The organism is Amycolatopsis sacchari, assembly GCF_900114035.1.
In the GTDB taxonomy this organism is placed as follows: Bacteria; Actinomycetota; Actinomycetes; order Mycobacteriales; family Pseudonocardiaceae; genus Amycolatopsis_E; species Amycolatopsis_E sacchari.
Map to the genome: position 1 here is coordinate 1 of NZ_FORP01000052.1, position 15,611 is coordinate 15,611.

The following is a 15,611-nucleotide window of genomic DNA, read 5'->3' on the forward strand; positions in this document are numbered from 1 at the left end:
TAGTCAATCTCAAAGGAACCCCAAAACGAGGTTCAAACATAAAGCTCTACTGGCTTAGTTCACTAGCACACTGTTGAGTTCTCAAACAACACGCAGTTGAATCTGCAATTCAAGCTTTGTGTTTCCCCGATGAAGGGCTGCTTCTACCGCTACTGATTCATAGTGGTTGGAAGCGGCTCCACCTCGGGGCCGTCGCAGTACATTACCTGGTTCGGATCGCGGTGTCAACCGCCCGACCCCGGTCTCCGGTGGCCGGGGCTTTCGGCCCCGTCCGCCCGGTCTCCCTGGCGACGAAGAGAAGATTACACGCCCCGAAACCCCCCTGAAACAGGGGGGTCCATTAACCCTGTTTCCGCAGGTCAGAGCACAGGGAGCAGGGTCCTCAGCTCGTACGGCGTCACCGCGCTGCGGTAGTTGTCCCACTCGACGCGCTTGTTGCGGAGGAAGAAGTCGTAGACGTGCTCGCCCAGCGCTTCGGGCAGCAGCTCGGAACGCTCCATCTCCGCGAGCGCCTCGCCGAGGTTCTGCGGCAACTGCTCGTAACCCGCGGCCTTGCGCTCGGCCTCGGTGAGCGACCAGATGTTGTCCTCCGCCGGCGGCGGCAGCTCGTAGCCCTTCTCGATCCCCTTCAACCCGGCGGCCAGCACGACGGAGTACGCGAGGTACGGGTTGCAGGCGGAGTCGATGGTGCGGATCTCCACGCGGCGCGAAGACGCCTTGCCCGGCGAGTAGTTCGGCACGCGGACCAGGGCCGACCGGTTCGCCCGGCCCCAGGAGACCGTCGTCGGCGCCTCACCACCGCTGATCAGGCGTTTGTACGAGTTCACCCACTGGTTGGTCACGGCCGAGATCTCGCGTGCGTGGTAGAGCAGGCCCGCGACGAACGCCTTCCCCGTCTCCGACAACTCGAACGGGTCCTCGGGGTTGTGGAAGGCGTTGCGGTCGCCCTCGAACAACGACACGTGCGTGTGCATGCCCGAACCCGGCTGGTTGGTGAACGGCTTCGGCATGAACGTCGCGCGCACACCCTGGGTGATCGCGACCTCCTTGATGACGTAGCGGAACGTCATCACGTTGTCCGCCATCGTCAGCGCATCGGCGTACCGCAGGTCGATCTCCTGCTGACCCGGCGCACCCTCGTGATGGGAGAACTCGACCGAGATGCCCATCGCTTCGAGCGTCTCGATGGCGTGCCGGCGGAAGTGCGTGGCCGTGGCGTGGCTGGCCTGGTCGAAGTACCCGCCGTTGTCCGCGGGCTCGGGCTCGGTGCCGTCGTCGGGCAGGCTCGACAGCAGGAAGAACTCGATCTCCGGGTGCACGTAGCAGGTGAACCCGGCCTCCCCCGCCTTCGACAGCTGCCGCCGCAGGACGTGCCGGGGATCGGCCCAGGACGGGGAACCGTCGGGCATCGCGATGTCGCAGAACATGCGCGCCGAATAGTGGCCGCCCTCCTCGGTCTCCCAGGGCAGGACCTGGAAGGTGGACGGGTCGGGCTTGGCGATCATGTCCGATTCGTAGACGCGCGCGAAGCCCTCGATGGCCGATCCGTCGAACCCGATCCCGTCGGTGAAGGCACCCTCGAGCTCCGCGGGGGCGACGGCCACCGACTTGAGGAACCCGAGGACATCGGTGAACCACAGACGGACGAACCGGATGTCCCGTTCCTCCAGCGTGCGCAGCACGAACTCCTGCTGGCGATCCATGGCCGCACCCTACGGGCGCTGTGTTAACGCCATGTTTCGTGGTTCTCCCCGTACCCCGAGCGTGGGAACGGACACCGACAGCAGCGCCGCGAGCCCGCACAAACCGCCCGCCACGTACCAGGCGAGGTCGTAGCTGCCGGACTGGTCGTGGATGACGCCGGCACCCACGGCGGCGATCGACGCGCCGATCTGGTGCGAGGCGAACACCCAGCCGAAGACGATGGGACCCTTCATGCCGAACCGATCACGGCACAGCGCGACCGTCGGCGGCACGGTCGCCACCCAGTCCAGGCCGTAGAAGATGATGAACGCCCACATCGGCGGTTCGGTGGTGGGCGCGAACAGGTGCGGCAGCAGCAGGAGCGAGGCGCCGCGCAGGAAGTAGTACCCGCCGAGCAGCCAGCGCGGGTCGACGCGGTCGGTGAACCAGCCCGACGCGATCGTGCCCGCCACGTCGAAGATGCCGACGAGCGCGAGCAGCGAGGCCGCGGTGGTCACCGGCATGCCGTGGTCGTGCGCGGCGGGGACGAAGTGCGTGCCCACCAGGCCGTTCGTGGACGCCCCGCAGATCGCGAACCCGCCTGCCAGCAGCCAGAACACGCGCGTCTTCGCGGCGTCACGCAGCACCGTCAGCGCCCGCCGGGCCGTGCCGCGTGTCGGTGCGGGCTTCTCCTCCGCCTCGACCGCACCGTAGGCGGTGGTCCGCACGTCGCTGGGGTGGTCGTGCAGGAACACGAGCACCAGCGGCACGACGGCAAGTGCCGCGAACGCCACGACCAGCGACGCCGAGCGCCAGCCGGAGCCCTCCGCGAGCGCCGCGATCAGCGGCAGGAACACGAGCTGACCCGCCGCCCCCGCCGCCGTCAGCACCCCGCTGACCAGGCCGCGGTGCCGGACGAACCAGCGGCTCGTGACGGTGGCCACGAACGCGAGCGCCATCGAGCCCGTGCCCGTGCCGACGAGCACGCCCCAGCACAGCAGCAGCTGCCAGCTGGCGTTCATGAACACGGTGAGCCCGCTGCCCGCCGCGACGAGGACCAGCGCGCCGACCACGACGCGGCGCATGCCGAACCGCTCCATGAGCGCGGCGGCGAACGGTGAGATCAGCCCGTACAGGATCAGGTTGACGCTGACCGCGGCGGAGATGGTGCCGCGCGACCAGCCGAACTCGTCGTGCAGTGGATCGATGAGCACGCTCGGGGCTGCGCGGAAACCGGCCGCGCCGACGAGGGCGACGAAGGCCGCGAAGGCCACCAGCCAGGCGCGGTGGAAGCGGGTTTTCGTGGTCACCCGATCAGCATCGGTGATCTTGCCGCGCCGGACGAGTGGCCGAAGCGCCAATATGTGCAAAAATTCGGCCATGCACCGCGTCGTCGTCCTGGCCGTCTCCGAGGTCATCGGTTACGACCTCAACATCCCGCCCCAGGTGTTCGCCAGCGCCGAGCAGGACGGGAAACCGCTCTACGACGTGCGCCTGTGCGGGGTCGACGACCGGCCGATCCGGGTGAGCTACGGCTACTCCGCCCAGCTGGCACACGGGCCGGAGGTGCTCGCCGAGGCCGACACCGTGATCGTCCCCGGGACGCGGGTGGCCGGGCCGAGGCAGGACGGCACGCTGCCGCCCGAGCTCGCCGCCGCGCTCGCGCGCATCCCGGCCCACGCGCGAATCATGTCCATCTGCACCGGCGCGTTCGTCCTGGCCGCCGCCGGGATCCTCGACGGCAGGCGGGCCACGACGCACTGGGCGCACGCCGAGCGGTTCCGGCAGCTGTACCCGCGGGTGGAACTGGACGAGAACGTGCTGTTCGTCGACGACCGCGACGTGCTCACCTCGGCCGGGCTCGCCGCGGGCGTCGACCTGTGCCTGCACGTGATCCGGTCCGACCACGGCAGCGCCGTCGCCAACCAGGCGGCCCGGTACTGCGTGGTGCCGCCGTGGCGGGACGGCGGGCAGTCGCAGTTCATCGACCGGCCACTGCCCGAGCCCGACGACGGCAGCACAGCGGCGACCAGGGCGTGGGCGCTCGAACGGCTCGCCGACCCGCTCGGGCTCGAGGACCTGGCGCGGCACGCGCGGATGAGCGTGCGCACCTTCAGCAGGCGTTTCCGGGCCGAAACGGGGCTGTCGGCGCGGGCGTGGCTGAACCAGCAGCGGGTCCTGCACGCACGTCACCTGCTGGAGACGACGAACCTGCCCGTCGACCGGGTGGCCGCGGAATCCGGGCTCGGCACGGCCGCGTCCCTGCGCCAGCACCTCAACGCCGCCATCGGGGTCTCGCCGCTGGCCTACCGGCGCACCTTCTCCCGCTCCTGACCGGCACCGCTACGGTTGTCGCATGCTCCGCCGCACTGCGAGTGTCCTCGTGCTTGTCCTGGCCCTCGCCTGCGGCTGCGCCGGTTCGCCCGACACGAGCGGACCGCTGCCCGACGGCCCCGGCCTCGTCAGCGCCGCGGCGGCCACGATGGGCCAGATCACCAGCATCCAGTTCGACCTCGGGGTCAGCGGCAGCATCCCCGGCCTCGACATCCGTGAGGTGAAGGGCTGGGCGAGCCGGGACGGCGGGCCGCACGGCTCGGCGATCGGGCAGGCCGACATGCAGGAGACCACCAACCGGTTCGAGCTGCGTTATGAGATCAACGGCGACGAGCTGGTGCTCACCGACCAGCGCGGGCAGCAGACCCGGGAGCCGGTGCCCGCCGAGTACGCGCCGGCCGGGCTGCTGTCGCAGGGCCTGCCGAGGCTGCTGACCAGCGCCACCGGGCTCAAGACGGAGACGAAGGAAGACGTCAAGGGCGTCGAGACGTACCGCGTGACGGGGGAGCTGGCGAAGGACGTCGTGTCGAGCGTCCTGCCGCAGATCCAGTCGGATGTGGACGTGAAGTTCTGGGTCACCCGGAGTGAGCCCCGCACCCTCGTCCGGGTGTGGATGCAGGTGCCGCCGCGCCAGCCGAACGAGGGGGCCGTCATGCTCGAACTCGGCCTTTCGGGGGTCAACAGCCCGCCCAGCACCACTCCGTCGCGTTAGGCGGGGCAGCGCGTCCCGTCCGGCGGCAGGGTGCCGTCGACGAGGTACGCCAGGCCGTTGACGTCCACGCATTGGTTGCCGTGCAGGAACGCGGTGTGCTGCGCGCCTTCGTAGGTGAGCAGGCCGCCGCGCATCTCCGCGGCGAGGTTCACGCCTGACTGGTACGGGGTCACGGGGTCGTTCACCGTCGAGATCACCAGCGGCGCCGGCACTCCCGGCAGGAACGGGCGGTGCGGCTGCGAGGTGCTGGGCACGGGCCAAGCCGCGCAGATGTCCGGTTCGCCCTCGTCCGGGCGGCCGCCGTCGAGGAACGGCGCGGCATCGAGCAGTTGCCGGTGGATCCCGGTGATCTCGGCCGGGTCGGCAACTCGCGGGTTGTCGACGCACCGCACCGCGTAATAGGAGTCCTGCAGCGACGAGTACTTCCCGTCCTGGCCGCGCTCGTAGTAGCTGTCGGCGAGTTGGAGCAGCAGCGAGCCGTCCCCCGCGCGGAGGAGGTTCAGCGCGGCGTTCAGGTTCGGCCAGGACTGCTGCGAATACATGGCCTCCACCACGCCGGTCATCGCGTCGTCGTAGGACAGCTTCCGCCCGCCACCCGCGGCGGCGGGCGTGGTGAGCAGCGGGCGGGTGAGGTTCTCGAACGTCTCCACCGCCTGCGCCGGGTTCTGACCCGTCGCGCAGCCGGCGTGCTTCGCGCACTCGGCGGCGAAGAGGCCGAAGGCGCGCGTGAAGCCCTGGCCCTGCGAGAGCAGCGAGTGCGGCTCGTCCTCGGTGGGATCGATGGCACCGTCGAGCACCATGGCCCGCACCCGTGAGGGGAACGCCTCCGCGTAGCTGTAGCCGATCTGCGTGCCGTAGGAGTAGCCGAGGTAGCTCAGCTTCTCCTCGCCGAGCGCGGCACGCAGGACGTCGAGGTCCTTCACGACGTCGCGCGTGCCGACGTTCGCGAGCATCTCCGCGCCGTGTTCGGTGCGCTGCACGCACTTCGCGGCGAAGTCCCGCGCCTCCGCCGTCCAGGCCGCCGCCGATTCCGGGGATGTGCCGTCGCCGGGGTGCCGCTGGCGTTCCGCATCCCGTTCGGCGTCGGTGAGGCAGTGCACCCGCGGCTCGCTGGCACCCACCCCGCGCAGGTCGAAGCCGACGAGGTCGAACCGCAGCCCGATCGCCTCGCCCTTCACCGTCGGCACCAGGCGCGCGGCGGCCTCCATGCCCGAACCGCCCGGTCCGCCGGGGTTGACCACGAGCGAGCCGATGCGGTCCGCCGGGTCGGCCGCCTTGTGCCGCAGCACGCCCACCGTGATCGTTTCGCCCTCCGGCTTCGCGTAGTCCAGCGGCACCGTCAGGCGCGCGCACTCCACACCCGGTGTGGCGAAGGCGGCAGCGCTCTGCTCCCCCGTGGCGTACGACCGGCAGTCACCCCAGGAAAGCGCTTGCTCGTAGAACCTGTCGAGTGCGTGGACGTCGGACACCGGGGACGGCTGGGGCCGGGGCGGCGCCTGCACGGGAGTGCACGCGAGCAGCGCGACCCCGAGCAGACCGAGCACGGCCGGCAGCCGACAGTGACGGAAAGGCATCTCCCCCATCGTGCCAGCCGGTCACTGCGCCGCGCAGCGCTTCCCCTCCGCCGGGAGCGTCCCGTTGAGCAGGTAGTCGGTGCCCGCCTGGTCGACGCACGAATTCCCTTGCAGGAACACGGTGTGCTGCGTGCCCTCGAACGTCAGCAGTGCGCCCTTCATCGCTTTCGCGAGGTTCACGCCCGCTTCGTACGGGGTGGCCGGGTCGTTGGTCGTCGAGATGACCAGCACCGGCGGGACACCGGCGACCTCCGGCTCGTGCGGCTGCGAGGTGTTGGGCACCGGCCAGAACGCGCACGCGTCGAGCGCGGCGCCGTTCGGCTTGCCGTCGTCGAGGAACGGCGCGACCTGGTCGTAGCGGTTCTCGGCGTCGAGGATCTCGGTCTTGTTCGTGACACGCGGGTCGTCGACGCAGCGGATGGCGGTGAAGGCGTCCTGCGTGTTGCTGTAGTGGCCGCTCGCATCGCGCTCGTTGTACTGGTCGGCGAGCGCCATCAGCGTGGTGCCACGGCCGGTCCGCAGCTCGTTGAGCCCGGAGTTGAGCGGTTCCCACAGCTGCTGGGAGTACAACGCCTGGATCGCGCCGAGCGTCGCGTCGTCGAAGGTCAGCTCGCGGCCGTCGGCGAGCCGGACCGGGTTGTCGATCAACGGGCGCACGAGGTCCTGGAACGCCTTCGTCGCACCGGCCGCGTTCTTCCCCAGCGCGCAGTCCTGCCGGGCGGCGCACCACGCGGCGAACTGGTTGAACGCCACGCCGAAGCCCGCGCCCTGCGCGACGAGCGACTCCATCTCGTCCTGGTTGGGGTCGAGCGCGCCGTCGAGCACCATCGCGCGGACGTTGCCGGGGAAGGCCTCCGCGTAGGTGTAGCCGATGCGCGTGCCGTAGGAGTAGCCGAGGTAGGTCAGCTTCTGCTCGCCCAGCGCCGAACGCAGCACGTCCATGTCCCTCGCGACGTCGCGGGTGCCGATGTTGGCGAGCATCGCGGTGCCGTGCTCGGTGCGCTGCGCGCACTTGGCGGCGAAGTCCTTCGCCTCCGCCTCCTGCTTAGCGACCCCGGCGGGCGAGCCGTCGGTGTCGAGGTCCTCGCTGCGCCGGGCGTCGCGCTCCTGATCGGTCAGGCAGGTCACCTCGGGCTCGCTCGCGCCGATCCCGCGCGGGTCGAAGCCGATCAGGTCGAACCGGGTGCTGACCTCACTGCTCTGGGTGGCCAGGCCGGCCGCGGCTTGCATGCCGGAAGCGCCGGGGCCACCCGGGTTGATGACGAGCGCCCCCGCCCGTTCACCCGTCGCCTTGTGACGCAGGACACCCAGGGTGATCGTGTCCCCCTGCGGGTTCGCGTAGTCCAGCGGCACGGTCAGCCGCGCGCACTCCAGATCTTTCTGACCAAAGACGGATTTCGCATCGTCCGAAGTCGCGTAACGTACACAGTCGCCCCAGGTCAGGGGCTGCGCGTAGAACCGGTCCAGACCAGCGGGGACCGGGCCGGCCGGACCCCGCTGCTCGGTCTGGTCCTGCGGCTGCTGCGTGCCGGCCTGCTCGGAGGTGCAGGCGGTGAGCGGCAGCAGCAGGCAGGCACCGAGGAGGACGGCTACTCGCGTGGTTCGCGACCGGGCTCGCTGTAGGAGGGACACGCGCCGATCGTGCCATCCTGGCGGGGAACACCGGACCACCACCACCTCGTTGGTGGGTCGGACTGAGAGAGACAGGAGACCAGGGGTGCCAGCACTGATCACCCGGATGGGCAAGCGGTTGCGCAAGCTCATCGAACGCCCTGGCAGCGCCGAGCTGACCAGGTACGAGGCGTTGCTGCCCGCGATCGGTGACCTCGAGGCCGAGCTCGGGGAACTCAGTGACACCGAGCTGACGGAGCGGGCGGGCAAGCTGCGGCTGGAGGCGGAGTTCGGGGACACCCAGCTCGTCGAAATCTGCGCCCTGGGCCGCGAAGCGGCGAAACGGGCGCTCGACGAGCGCGCGTTCGACGTGCAGCTGCTGGGCACCATGGGGCTGCTGACCGGGCACGTCGTGCAGATGGAGACCGGTGAGGGCAAGACGCTGGCCGGCGCGCTCGCCGCGGCCGGGTACGCGCTGCAGGGCAAGCGCGTGCACGTCACCACCGTCAACGACTACCTCGCCCGCCGTGACGCGGAGTGGATGAAGCCGGTCTACGACCTGCTGGGCGTGTCGGTGTCGTGGGTCGACCCGACGCTGACCCGCGACGAGCGGCGTGAGGCGTATGCGCGGGAGGTCACCTACGGCGCGGTCAGCGAGATCGGCTTCGACGTGCTGCGCGACCGGCTGGTCACGCGTGTGGAGGACCTCGTGCAGCCGGAGCCGGAGGTCGCGATCGTGGACGAGGCCGACTCGGTGCTCGTCGACGAGGCCCGCGTCCCGCTGGTGATGGCGGGCTCGGTGGACCACGCGACGGCCGACTTCGAGGTGGCGAACGTGGTGCGGCGGCTGCGGCTGGGCCTGCACTACGAGACGGACAGCGACGGCCGCAACGCGTGGCTGACGGCCGCGGGCGCGTCCGTCGTCGAGAAGGCGCTGGGCGGGATCGACCTCTACGACGAGTCCGGGGCGGACAGGCTGGCCGCGGTGAACGTCGCGCTGCACGCGCACGCGCTGCTGACCCGGGACGTGGACTACCTGGTCCGCGACGGCAAGGTCCAGCTGATCAACGCCTCCCGCGGCCGCGTCGCCGAGCTGCAGCGGTGGCCGGACGGGCTGCAGGCCGCCGTCGAGGCCAAGGAGCAGGTCGCGGCGACCGACCGCGGCGAGATCCTCGACTCCATCACCGTGCAGGCGCTGATGGCGCGGTACCCGCAGGTGGCGGGCATGACCGGCACCGCGGTCGCCGTCGCCGAGCAGCTGCGTGAGTTCTACAAGCTCGAGGTGGCGGTCATCCCGCCGAACACGCCGAACATCCGCACCGACGAGCCGGACCGCATCTACGCCTCCCCGTCGCAGAAGCTGCGGGCGATCGAGGCCGAGATCCGGGAGGTGCACGAAACGGGGCGGCCCATCCTGGTCGGCACCCAGGACGTCGCGGAGTCCGAGGAACTCGCCGAGAAACTGGAGAAGGCCGGGCTGCCGTGCGTCGTGCTCAACGCGCGCAACGATGCCGAGGAAGCGGCGATCATCGCGGAAGCGGGCAAGTACGGCGCGGTCACGGTGTCGACGCAGATGGCGGGCCGCGGTACCGACATCCGCCTCGGCGGCGCCGACGGCAAGGACCGCGAGCGGGTCGCGGAGCTGGGCGGGCTGCACGTCATCGGCACCGCGCGGTACCCGTCGAGCCGGCTCGACGGGCAGCTGCGTGGCCGGTCGGGGCGGCAGGGTGACCCGGGCAGCGCGGTGTTCTTCGCGTCGCTGAACGACGAGCTGGTGCTGTCGAACGCGCCCGACGTGCCCGAGGGCATCGCCGCGGACGAGGAGACGGGCCGGATCACCGACCCGGCGGCGCAGCGGCAGATCAACCACGCGCAGCGGGTCGCCGAGGGCGTGCACCTGGAGATCCACCGCAACACGTGGCGCTACACGCGGCTGATCGAGCACCAGCGGGCGGAGCTGCTCAAGCACCGCGACGAACTGCTGCGCACCGAGCTGGCCGCCGAGAAGCTCAAGGAGGCCGCGCCGAAGCGGTACGAGGAGCTGGCGGAGAAGCTGGACGCCGACGCGCTGGTGCAGGTGTGCCGGGAGATCATGCTGTTCCACCTCGACGAGCTGTGGTCGGACCACCTGGCGTACCTCAGCGACGTGCGGGAGAGCATCCACCTGCGCGCCATCGCGCGGGAGACGCCGCTGGACGAGTTCCACCGGCTCGCGATCCCGGAGTTCCACAAGATCGTCCCGACGATCGAGGAGCGCTCGGTGAAGACGTTCGAGGAGGCCGAGGTCGGCGACGACGGGATCGACCTGGGCGCGGCGGGCGTGCGGCGGCCGAGTTCGACGTGGACGTACCTCGTGCACGACAGCCCGTTCGACTCGGACTTCGAGCAGACGCTGAAGCAGGTGCGCAGCCTGATCAAGCGGAAGTAGGTTCGCTCGCGCACATTCCGCTGTGAGCAGCGGTGGTCTGGGCGAGAATGACCTCATGCCGCAACTGAGGATCGCGCTCGCCCAGATCAACGCGACGGTAGGGGATCTAGGGGGCAACGCGCAGCTCCACGTCGACTGGGCGAAGAAGGCCGCCGAAGCGGGAGCACACGTCGTGGTGTTCCCCGAGATGTCCCTGACCGGCTACCCGGTCGAGGACCTGACCCTGCGCAAGACGTTCGCGCAGGCGTCCTGCCAGGCGGTCGACGACCTGGCGCGGCGGCTCGACGAGGCCGGTTGCGGTGGGCTGCTCGTGTACGCCGGCTACCTCGACAACGACGAGGTGGGCCCGCGGGACGCCGCCGTCGCGCTGTACGGCGGCGAAGTGGTGGGCCGGCAGTTCAAGCACCACCTGCCGAACTACGGCGTGTTCGACGAGCACCGGTACTTCAAGCCGGGGCAGACGCTGGACGTCGTACGGCTGCACGGGCTCGACATCGGCATGGTGATCTGCGAGGACATCTGGCAGGAGGGCGGCCCGGTGACCGCGCTGGGCGAGGCCGGGGTGGACCTCGTGGTGGCGCCGAACGCGTCGCCGTACGAGCGGTCCAAGGACGACATCCGGCTGCCGCTGGTCGCCCGGCGCGCCGCGGAGGCTCGCGCGCCCCTGGTCTACACGAACCTCGTCGGCGGGCAGGACGACCTGGTCTTCGACGGGGACTCGATCGTCGTCGGCGCTGACGGTGCGTTGCTGGCGCGGGCGCCGCAGTTCGTCGAGCACCTGCTGGTGGTCGACCTCGACCTGCCCGCGGGCGGGCACTCGTCGGAGGGCTCGTTCGAGGGGCTGGAAGTGCGGCGGCGGGTGCTGTCGTCGGAGCCGGTGCCGGCGTACGAGCCGGTTCCCGCGCCGGTTTCGGAACCGCTGTCGGACGAGGCCGAGGTGTGGTCGGCGCTCGTCGTCGGGTTGCGGGACTACGTGCAGAAGAACGGGTTCCGGACGGTGACGTTCGGGTTCTCGGGTGGCATCGACTCGGCGCTCACGGCCGCGCTGGCGGTGGACGCGCTGGGGCCGGACGCGGTGTACGGCGTGTCGATGCCGTCGGCGTACTCCTCTTCGCATTCTCGCGAAGACGCGGCCGAGTTGGCGCGGCGGCTCGGGTGCCACTTCCGGACCGAGTCGGTCGAGGACATGGTGCGGGTCTACGTCGACCAGCTGAACCTCACCGGTCTGGCGGAGGAGAACATCCAGGCGCGGGTGCGCGGGATGTTGCTCATGGCACTGTCCAACCAGGACGGTCACCTCGTGCTCGCCACGGGGAACAAGACGGAGCTGGCCGTCGGCTACTCGACCATCTACGGGGACGCGGTCGGCGGGTTCGCGCCGATCAAGGACGTGTTCAAGACGCACGTGTGGGAGCTGGCGCGCTGGCGGAACGCGGAGGCCGAGAAGCGCGGTGAGGTGCCGCCGATCCCGGAGAACTCGATCACGAAGCCGCCGTCGGCGGAGCTGCGCCCCGGCCAGCTGGACACCGACTCGCTGCCGGACTACCCCCTGCTGGACGACATCCTGGACGACTACGTCGAGGGCGACCGCGGGTACGCGGACCTGCTCGCGGCGGGCTTCGACGCGGAGACGATCGACCGCGTGATCCGGATGGTCGACCGGGCGGAGTACAAGCGCCGCCAGTACCCGGTCGGCACGAAGATCACGTTCAAGGCCTTCGGCCGCGACCGCCGCCTCCCCATCACGAACGGCTGGCGAGAGGGCGACCAGCGCTGACGGTCTGACGGGGCGCCCGGCGGACGGCCGGGCGCCACCGAAAAGCACCTCCTACTGAGGCCGCGCACCAGCGGGAAAGCTGGTGGGCCGGAGCCGACGAAGGAGAGTTCTGTGCGGTATCGACGTCTGGGCGAGTGCGGTCTCAAGATCTCCGAACTGTCACTGGGCACCTGGCAGACCCACGACAGCCGCAAGGACACCGCCGGCGCGGTACAGGTCACCCGCCGTGCGTACGAGCTGGGCGTGAATCTTTTCGATACCGCGAACGAGTACCAGGACGGCGCGGCTTCTACCCCTCGGAGCCAAGGGCCAATTCGAACGCGCAACTGTCGCGCAACACATATGCGAGAAATACCGTGGCGTGACTCCTCGACAGAGAAAGCGTTTAGGTGAAAAGATGCCAAACGAGCACGCTTCGAATGATCTTACCGCAAAAATGGCAGTTATCACCGGTGGAGGCCATGGAATCGGCAGAGTGATCACCAACCGGCTCACCGACCGGGGCTGGCACTGCGTGATTGCCGGTCTTGACGATGAAGACCTTGAACGAACAGCCAGCGCTGCCAGCAACAAAGTCGTCACACTGCAGTGTGATGTATCGACCGAGACGGGCAGGAAAGCACTAACAGCACTGGCGGACAGTCAGGGCAACGAGTTGAAATTGCTGGTCAACTGCGCCGCACGATCGAGCAAAATGCCGTTGTTCGGCCAGGACGCGCAGACGTGGGAAGCCGAACTATCCACGAACGTGACGGCAATTTCATTACTCACCGCCTGGGCGATCGACAGGATGCGATATTCAGGCGGTGGGTCGATCGTGAACATCGGCTCCGTTTATGGAAACTTGGGTATGAACAACCGTTTTTATGACCAGGACAGTTTCCCGCCAGAAGGCGACAAAGGACCGTACCGCGCACCGGCGTACCATGCATCAAAAGGAGCAGTCGCAGCCCTGACGCGCGATCTGGCAATACCTGCCGGGAAGTGGAACGTCCGCGTGAACACGGTGTGCCCCGGAATGATCTGTGTTCCAGAGCGAACTATCTCACCGGAAAGGACCGAACGGTTCCAAGAATGGACACCGCTACACCGGCTCGGACGCCCGGAGGACGTCGCGGCCGCAGTAGAATTCCTCGCCTCCGACGACAGTTCTTTTATCACAGGCACGGAGCTGGTAGTCGACGGGGGCTGGTCCATCTGGTGATCCCCAGTCATGCATCGTCTCTCGGCAAGCAGCCGTTTCCGGCTTGGAAAGCACGTGCGGGCCAGAGGGGACACCCCTCGTGGGTGAGCTGGCCGATCAGCTCGCCCACGTACCAGTGACGCCAAACAGGGATTACCCGGATCACTTCACGGGCAGCGACAGTCGTGCTATACTCCCCCTTCAGTATCACCTACGCGGTAGTTCGGCGACCGCTCAGCGGTGAATGGCAACCACCTAAGCTGCAAGTTCAATCCGGTTGCGTTTGCAGGCCAAAGTACCAAAATGACGACTTGACATCCTCTGCGACAGGATTAGGTCGGAATTCCTGCGAAACACGACGCGCAACCACAACAACACGAGAACCTAGCGGCGAATGCACTTCCCGCATAGTGCGACATCGCTCTTTCTGCGGACCCGGCCGCGCACCAACGAGCACCCAACAACCTGAACGCAAGAGTTCAAACCTGCACGAGTGACTCATTGCCCGAACCCGCGGTCGCACCAACACCGACTTAGCACGTGGAATACGCAAGGGAACGTTGATGAGCGAAAGCGCTATGGCCGTCATCACCGGGGCGGGAACCGGTATAGGGCAGGCGACGTCGTTGCGATTGGCGCGGGAGGGGTACGCCTGCCTTCTGGTCGGCCGTCGCGAGGCGCCTCTCAAGGAGACCGAAGAACGCATCCGCGAACTGGGCGGCACGGCGCTCGCGATTCCGGCAGACGTCACGACCGAAGAGGGCAGGGACGGGATACTCCGGGCCATCGATGACGCGTCCTCCCCTTTGGGAGCTCTGGTGAACAACGCCGGAGACACATATCTGGCCCCGTTGTTCGCACAGAACCTCGCGAAGTGGCGGCAGAATTTCGCCCTCAACGTCGAGGCCGCCGCCTTCCTCTCCTTCGCCGCCATGGAGCGCATGGCGGCACGCGGAGCCGGGGCGATCGTCAACATCGCCTCGGTGTACGGGATAGTCGCTCTCAACAACCGCTACTACGGCGACCGCATACCCGAGCAAACACCGGACGGCCCCGTGCGGGGGGTGGCTTACGCCGCCTCCAAGGGAGCGGTCCGAGCGCTCTCCAGGGAACTCGGCGTGGCCGGGGCCAAACTCGGTGTCCGGGTCAACACCGTCTCCCCTGGCATGATCCACGTCGGGAAGGAAGCTTACGCAGACAGGGCGCGGGTGCGCCCCTTCGAAGAAGCCACCCCGATGGGCCGGTTCGGCCGCCCCGAGGAAGTCGCGAACGCAGTGAAGTTCCTGCTGTCGGACGAAGCGAGTTTCGTCACAGGCGCCGAGATCGTGGTGGACGGGGGATGGACCCTCTGGTGAACGCGCTCAGGACATTGCCACTCGGGGCATCCGGGTGGCGCAGCGCCTGCTCGTGCTCGACCTCGCGAGTGCGAGCAGGCGCAAATCGCTTCCCTTCTGACGGCTCGTCGGGGAGGATCCATGCGTTATGACTGCGCAGGGCATCGCCGTGTTCGAGACCGTGCTCGGACACTGCGGCATAGCCTGGGGTGAGCACGGGGTAGTGGGCGTACGCCTCCCTGAGGGGAACGCCGCGCGGACACTTGCCCGGCTGCAGGCTTCCGTTCCCGACGCCGTCGAGACCGAGCCGCCCGGGGAGATCCAGCTGGCGATCGCGGAAATCGTCGCACTACTGCGGGGTGAGCCGCGCGACCTGGCCGCGGTCAGGCTCGATTACACCGGCGTGCCCGAGTTCCACCGCCGGGTCTACGAGCTCGCGCGGACCATCCCGCCCGGCAAGACGCTGACCTACGGCGACGTGGCCCACCAGCTGGGGTTGCCCGGTTCGGCGCAAGCGGTGGGGCAGGCTCTCGGGCGCAATCCCTTCCCCATCGTCGTGCCGTGCCATCGCGTGCTGGCCGCCGGGGGCGGGATGGGCGGCTTCTCCGCCCCCGGCGGCGTCGACACGAAGCTGAAGATGCTCGTGATCGAAGGGGCCCTCAGCGAGCAACCCACGCTCTTCTAGATGTGATGTCCAGAGAGGTTGGTCAGCCGGGTGATCGGTGGTTTGCCTCCGATGGCGCTGTGGGGTCGGTGGTGATTGTAGAAGTGCAGCCAGCCTGGTAGCGCGGCCCGGCGCAATGTTTCGGATGGGTAGAAGCGGGCGTAGGCCCAGCCCTCGGCCAGGGTGCGGTGGAACCGTTCGATCTTGCCGTTGGTGTGCGGCCGGTAGGGCCGGGTCCGTTTCGGGGTGATTCCCAGCTCGGTGCACGTGTCGCGCCCAGCGTGGGACCGGTAGGCCGACCCGTTGTCCGA

Annotated in this window: 13 protein-coding genes; 8 read left to right on the top strand and 5 right to left on the bottom strand. The window is 68.8% G+C overall.

Going from position 1 to position 15,611, the window contains the following annotated elements:
- Window positions 1-359: 359 nt before the first annotated feature.
- Entirely contained in the window at window positions 360-1,703 is a 1,344-nt protein-coding gene (glnA, locus tag BMZ92_RS36305; protein WP_091517223.1) for a type I glutamate--ammonia ligase, read from the bottom strand.
- A gap of 9 nt (window positions 1,704-1,712) precedes the next feature.
- Window positions 1,713-3,065, bottom strand: coding sequence for an MFS transporter (locus tag BMZ92_RS36310; protein ID WP_177229035.1), 1,353 nt, complete (start codon window positions 3,063-3,065; stop codon window positions 1,713-1,715).
- On the opposite strand from BMZ92_RS36310, the gene BMZ92_RS36315 reads away from it, so the two are divergent.
- Together BMZ92_RS36315 and BMZ92_RS36320 are read left to right on the top strand one after the other, a co-directional pair.
- Window positions 3,064-4,017: a GlxA family transcriptional regulator gene (locus BMZ92_RS36315; RefSeq protein ID WP_091517225.1), complete on the top strand. Its 954-nt coding sequence runs from the start codon at window positions 3,064-3,066 to the stop codon at window positions 4,015-4,017. The two genes, BMZ92_RS36310 and BMZ92_RS36315, sit on opposite strands and share 2 nt — an antisense overlap.
- 22 nt (window positions 4,018-4,039) lie before the next feature.
- Window positions 4,040-4,729 carry an LppX_LprAFG lipoprotein gene (locus BMZ92_RS36320; RefSeq protein ID WP_091517226.1) on the top strand — a complete coding sequence of 230 codons (690 nt, stop codon included), beginning with the start codon at window positions 4,040-4,042 and terminating at the stop codon, window positions 4,727-4,729.
- Here the strand turns inward: BMZ92_RS36320 and BMZ92_RS36325 are convergent.
- Both BMZ92_RS36325 and BMZ92_RS36330 read right to left on the bottom strand, forming a co-directional pair.
- Window positions 4,726-6,303 (bottom strand): alpha/beta hydrolase, encoded by a 1,578-nt coding sequence (locus tag BMZ92_RS36325; RefSeq protein ID WP_091517232.1) that lies wholly within the window; start codon window positions 6,301-6,303, stop codon window positions 4,726-4,728. The two genes, BMZ92_RS36320 and BMZ92_RS36325, sit on opposite strands and share 4 nt — an antisense overlap.
- 21 nt (window positions 6,304-6,324) lie before the next feature.
- Window positions 6,325-7,866 (bottom strand): alpha/beta hydrolase, encoded by a 1,542-nt coding sequence (locus tag BMZ92_RS36330; RefSeq protein WP_425425906.1) that lies wholly within the window; start codon window positions 7,864-7,866, stop codon window positions 6,325-6,327.
- Between the two features lie 154 nt (window positions 7,867-8,020).
- Between BMZ92_RS36330 and secA2 the strand changes: the two genes are divergently transcribed.
- From secA2 to BMZ92_RS36355, 6 genes are all read left to right on the top strand, one after another.
- On the top strand, window positions 8,021-10,342 hold the full coding sequence (gene secA2, locus BMZ92_RS36335) for an accessory Sec system translocase SecA2 (protein WP_091517228.1): 2,322 nt from the start codon (window positions 8,021-8,023) through the stop codon (window positions 10,340-10,342).
- 55 nt (window positions 10,343-10,397) lie between these two features.
- Complete coding sequence (locus BMZ92_RS36340; RefSeq protein ID WP_091517233.1) at window positions 10,398-12,119, top strand: NAD+ synthase; 1,722 nt, start codon at window positions 10,398-10,400, stop codon at window positions 12,117-12,119.
- A 111-nt stretch (window positions 12,120-12,230) separates the two neighbouring features.
- Window positions 12,231-12,512 (top strand): aldo/keto reductase, encoded by a 282-nt coding sequence (locus BMZ92_RS38930; RefSeq protein WP_177229036.1) that lies wholly within the window; start codon window positions 12,231-12,233, stop codon window positions 12,510-12,512.
- Window positions 12,513-12,516: 4 nt separating this feature from the next.
- Window positions 12,517-13,323 carry an SDR family NAD(P)-dependent oxidoreductase gene (locus tag BMZ92_RS36345; RefSeq protein WP_091517229.1) on the top strand — a complete coding sequence of 269 codons (807 nt, stop codon included), beginning with the start codon at window positions 12,517-12,519 and terminating at the stop codon, window positions 13,321-13,323.
- A 542-nt stretch (window positions 13,324-13,865) separates the two neighbouring features.
- A complete protein-coding gene (locus BMZ92_RS36350) occupies window positions 13,866-14,657 on the top strand; it encodes an SDR family NAD(P)-dependent oxidoreductase (protein ID WP_091517230.1) in 792 nt (263 codons plus the stop codon).
- 127 nt (window positions 14,658-14,784) lie between these two features.
- A complete protein-coding gene (locus BMZ92_RS36355; RefSeq protein WP_091517231.1) occupies window positions 14,785-15,321 on the top strand; it encodes a methylated-DNA--[protein]-cysteine S-methyltransferase in 537 nt (178 codons plus the stop codon).
- Here BMZ92_RS36355 and BMZ92_RS36360 read toward each other — a convergent pair.
- Window positions 15,318-15,611, bottom strand: a 294-nt coding sequence (locus BMZ92_RS36360; protein ID WP_143250029.1) for an integrase core domain-containing protein, incomplete at its 5' end; no start/stop codon positions are given. The genes BMZ92_RS36355 and BMZ92_RS36360 overlap by 4 nt on opposite strands.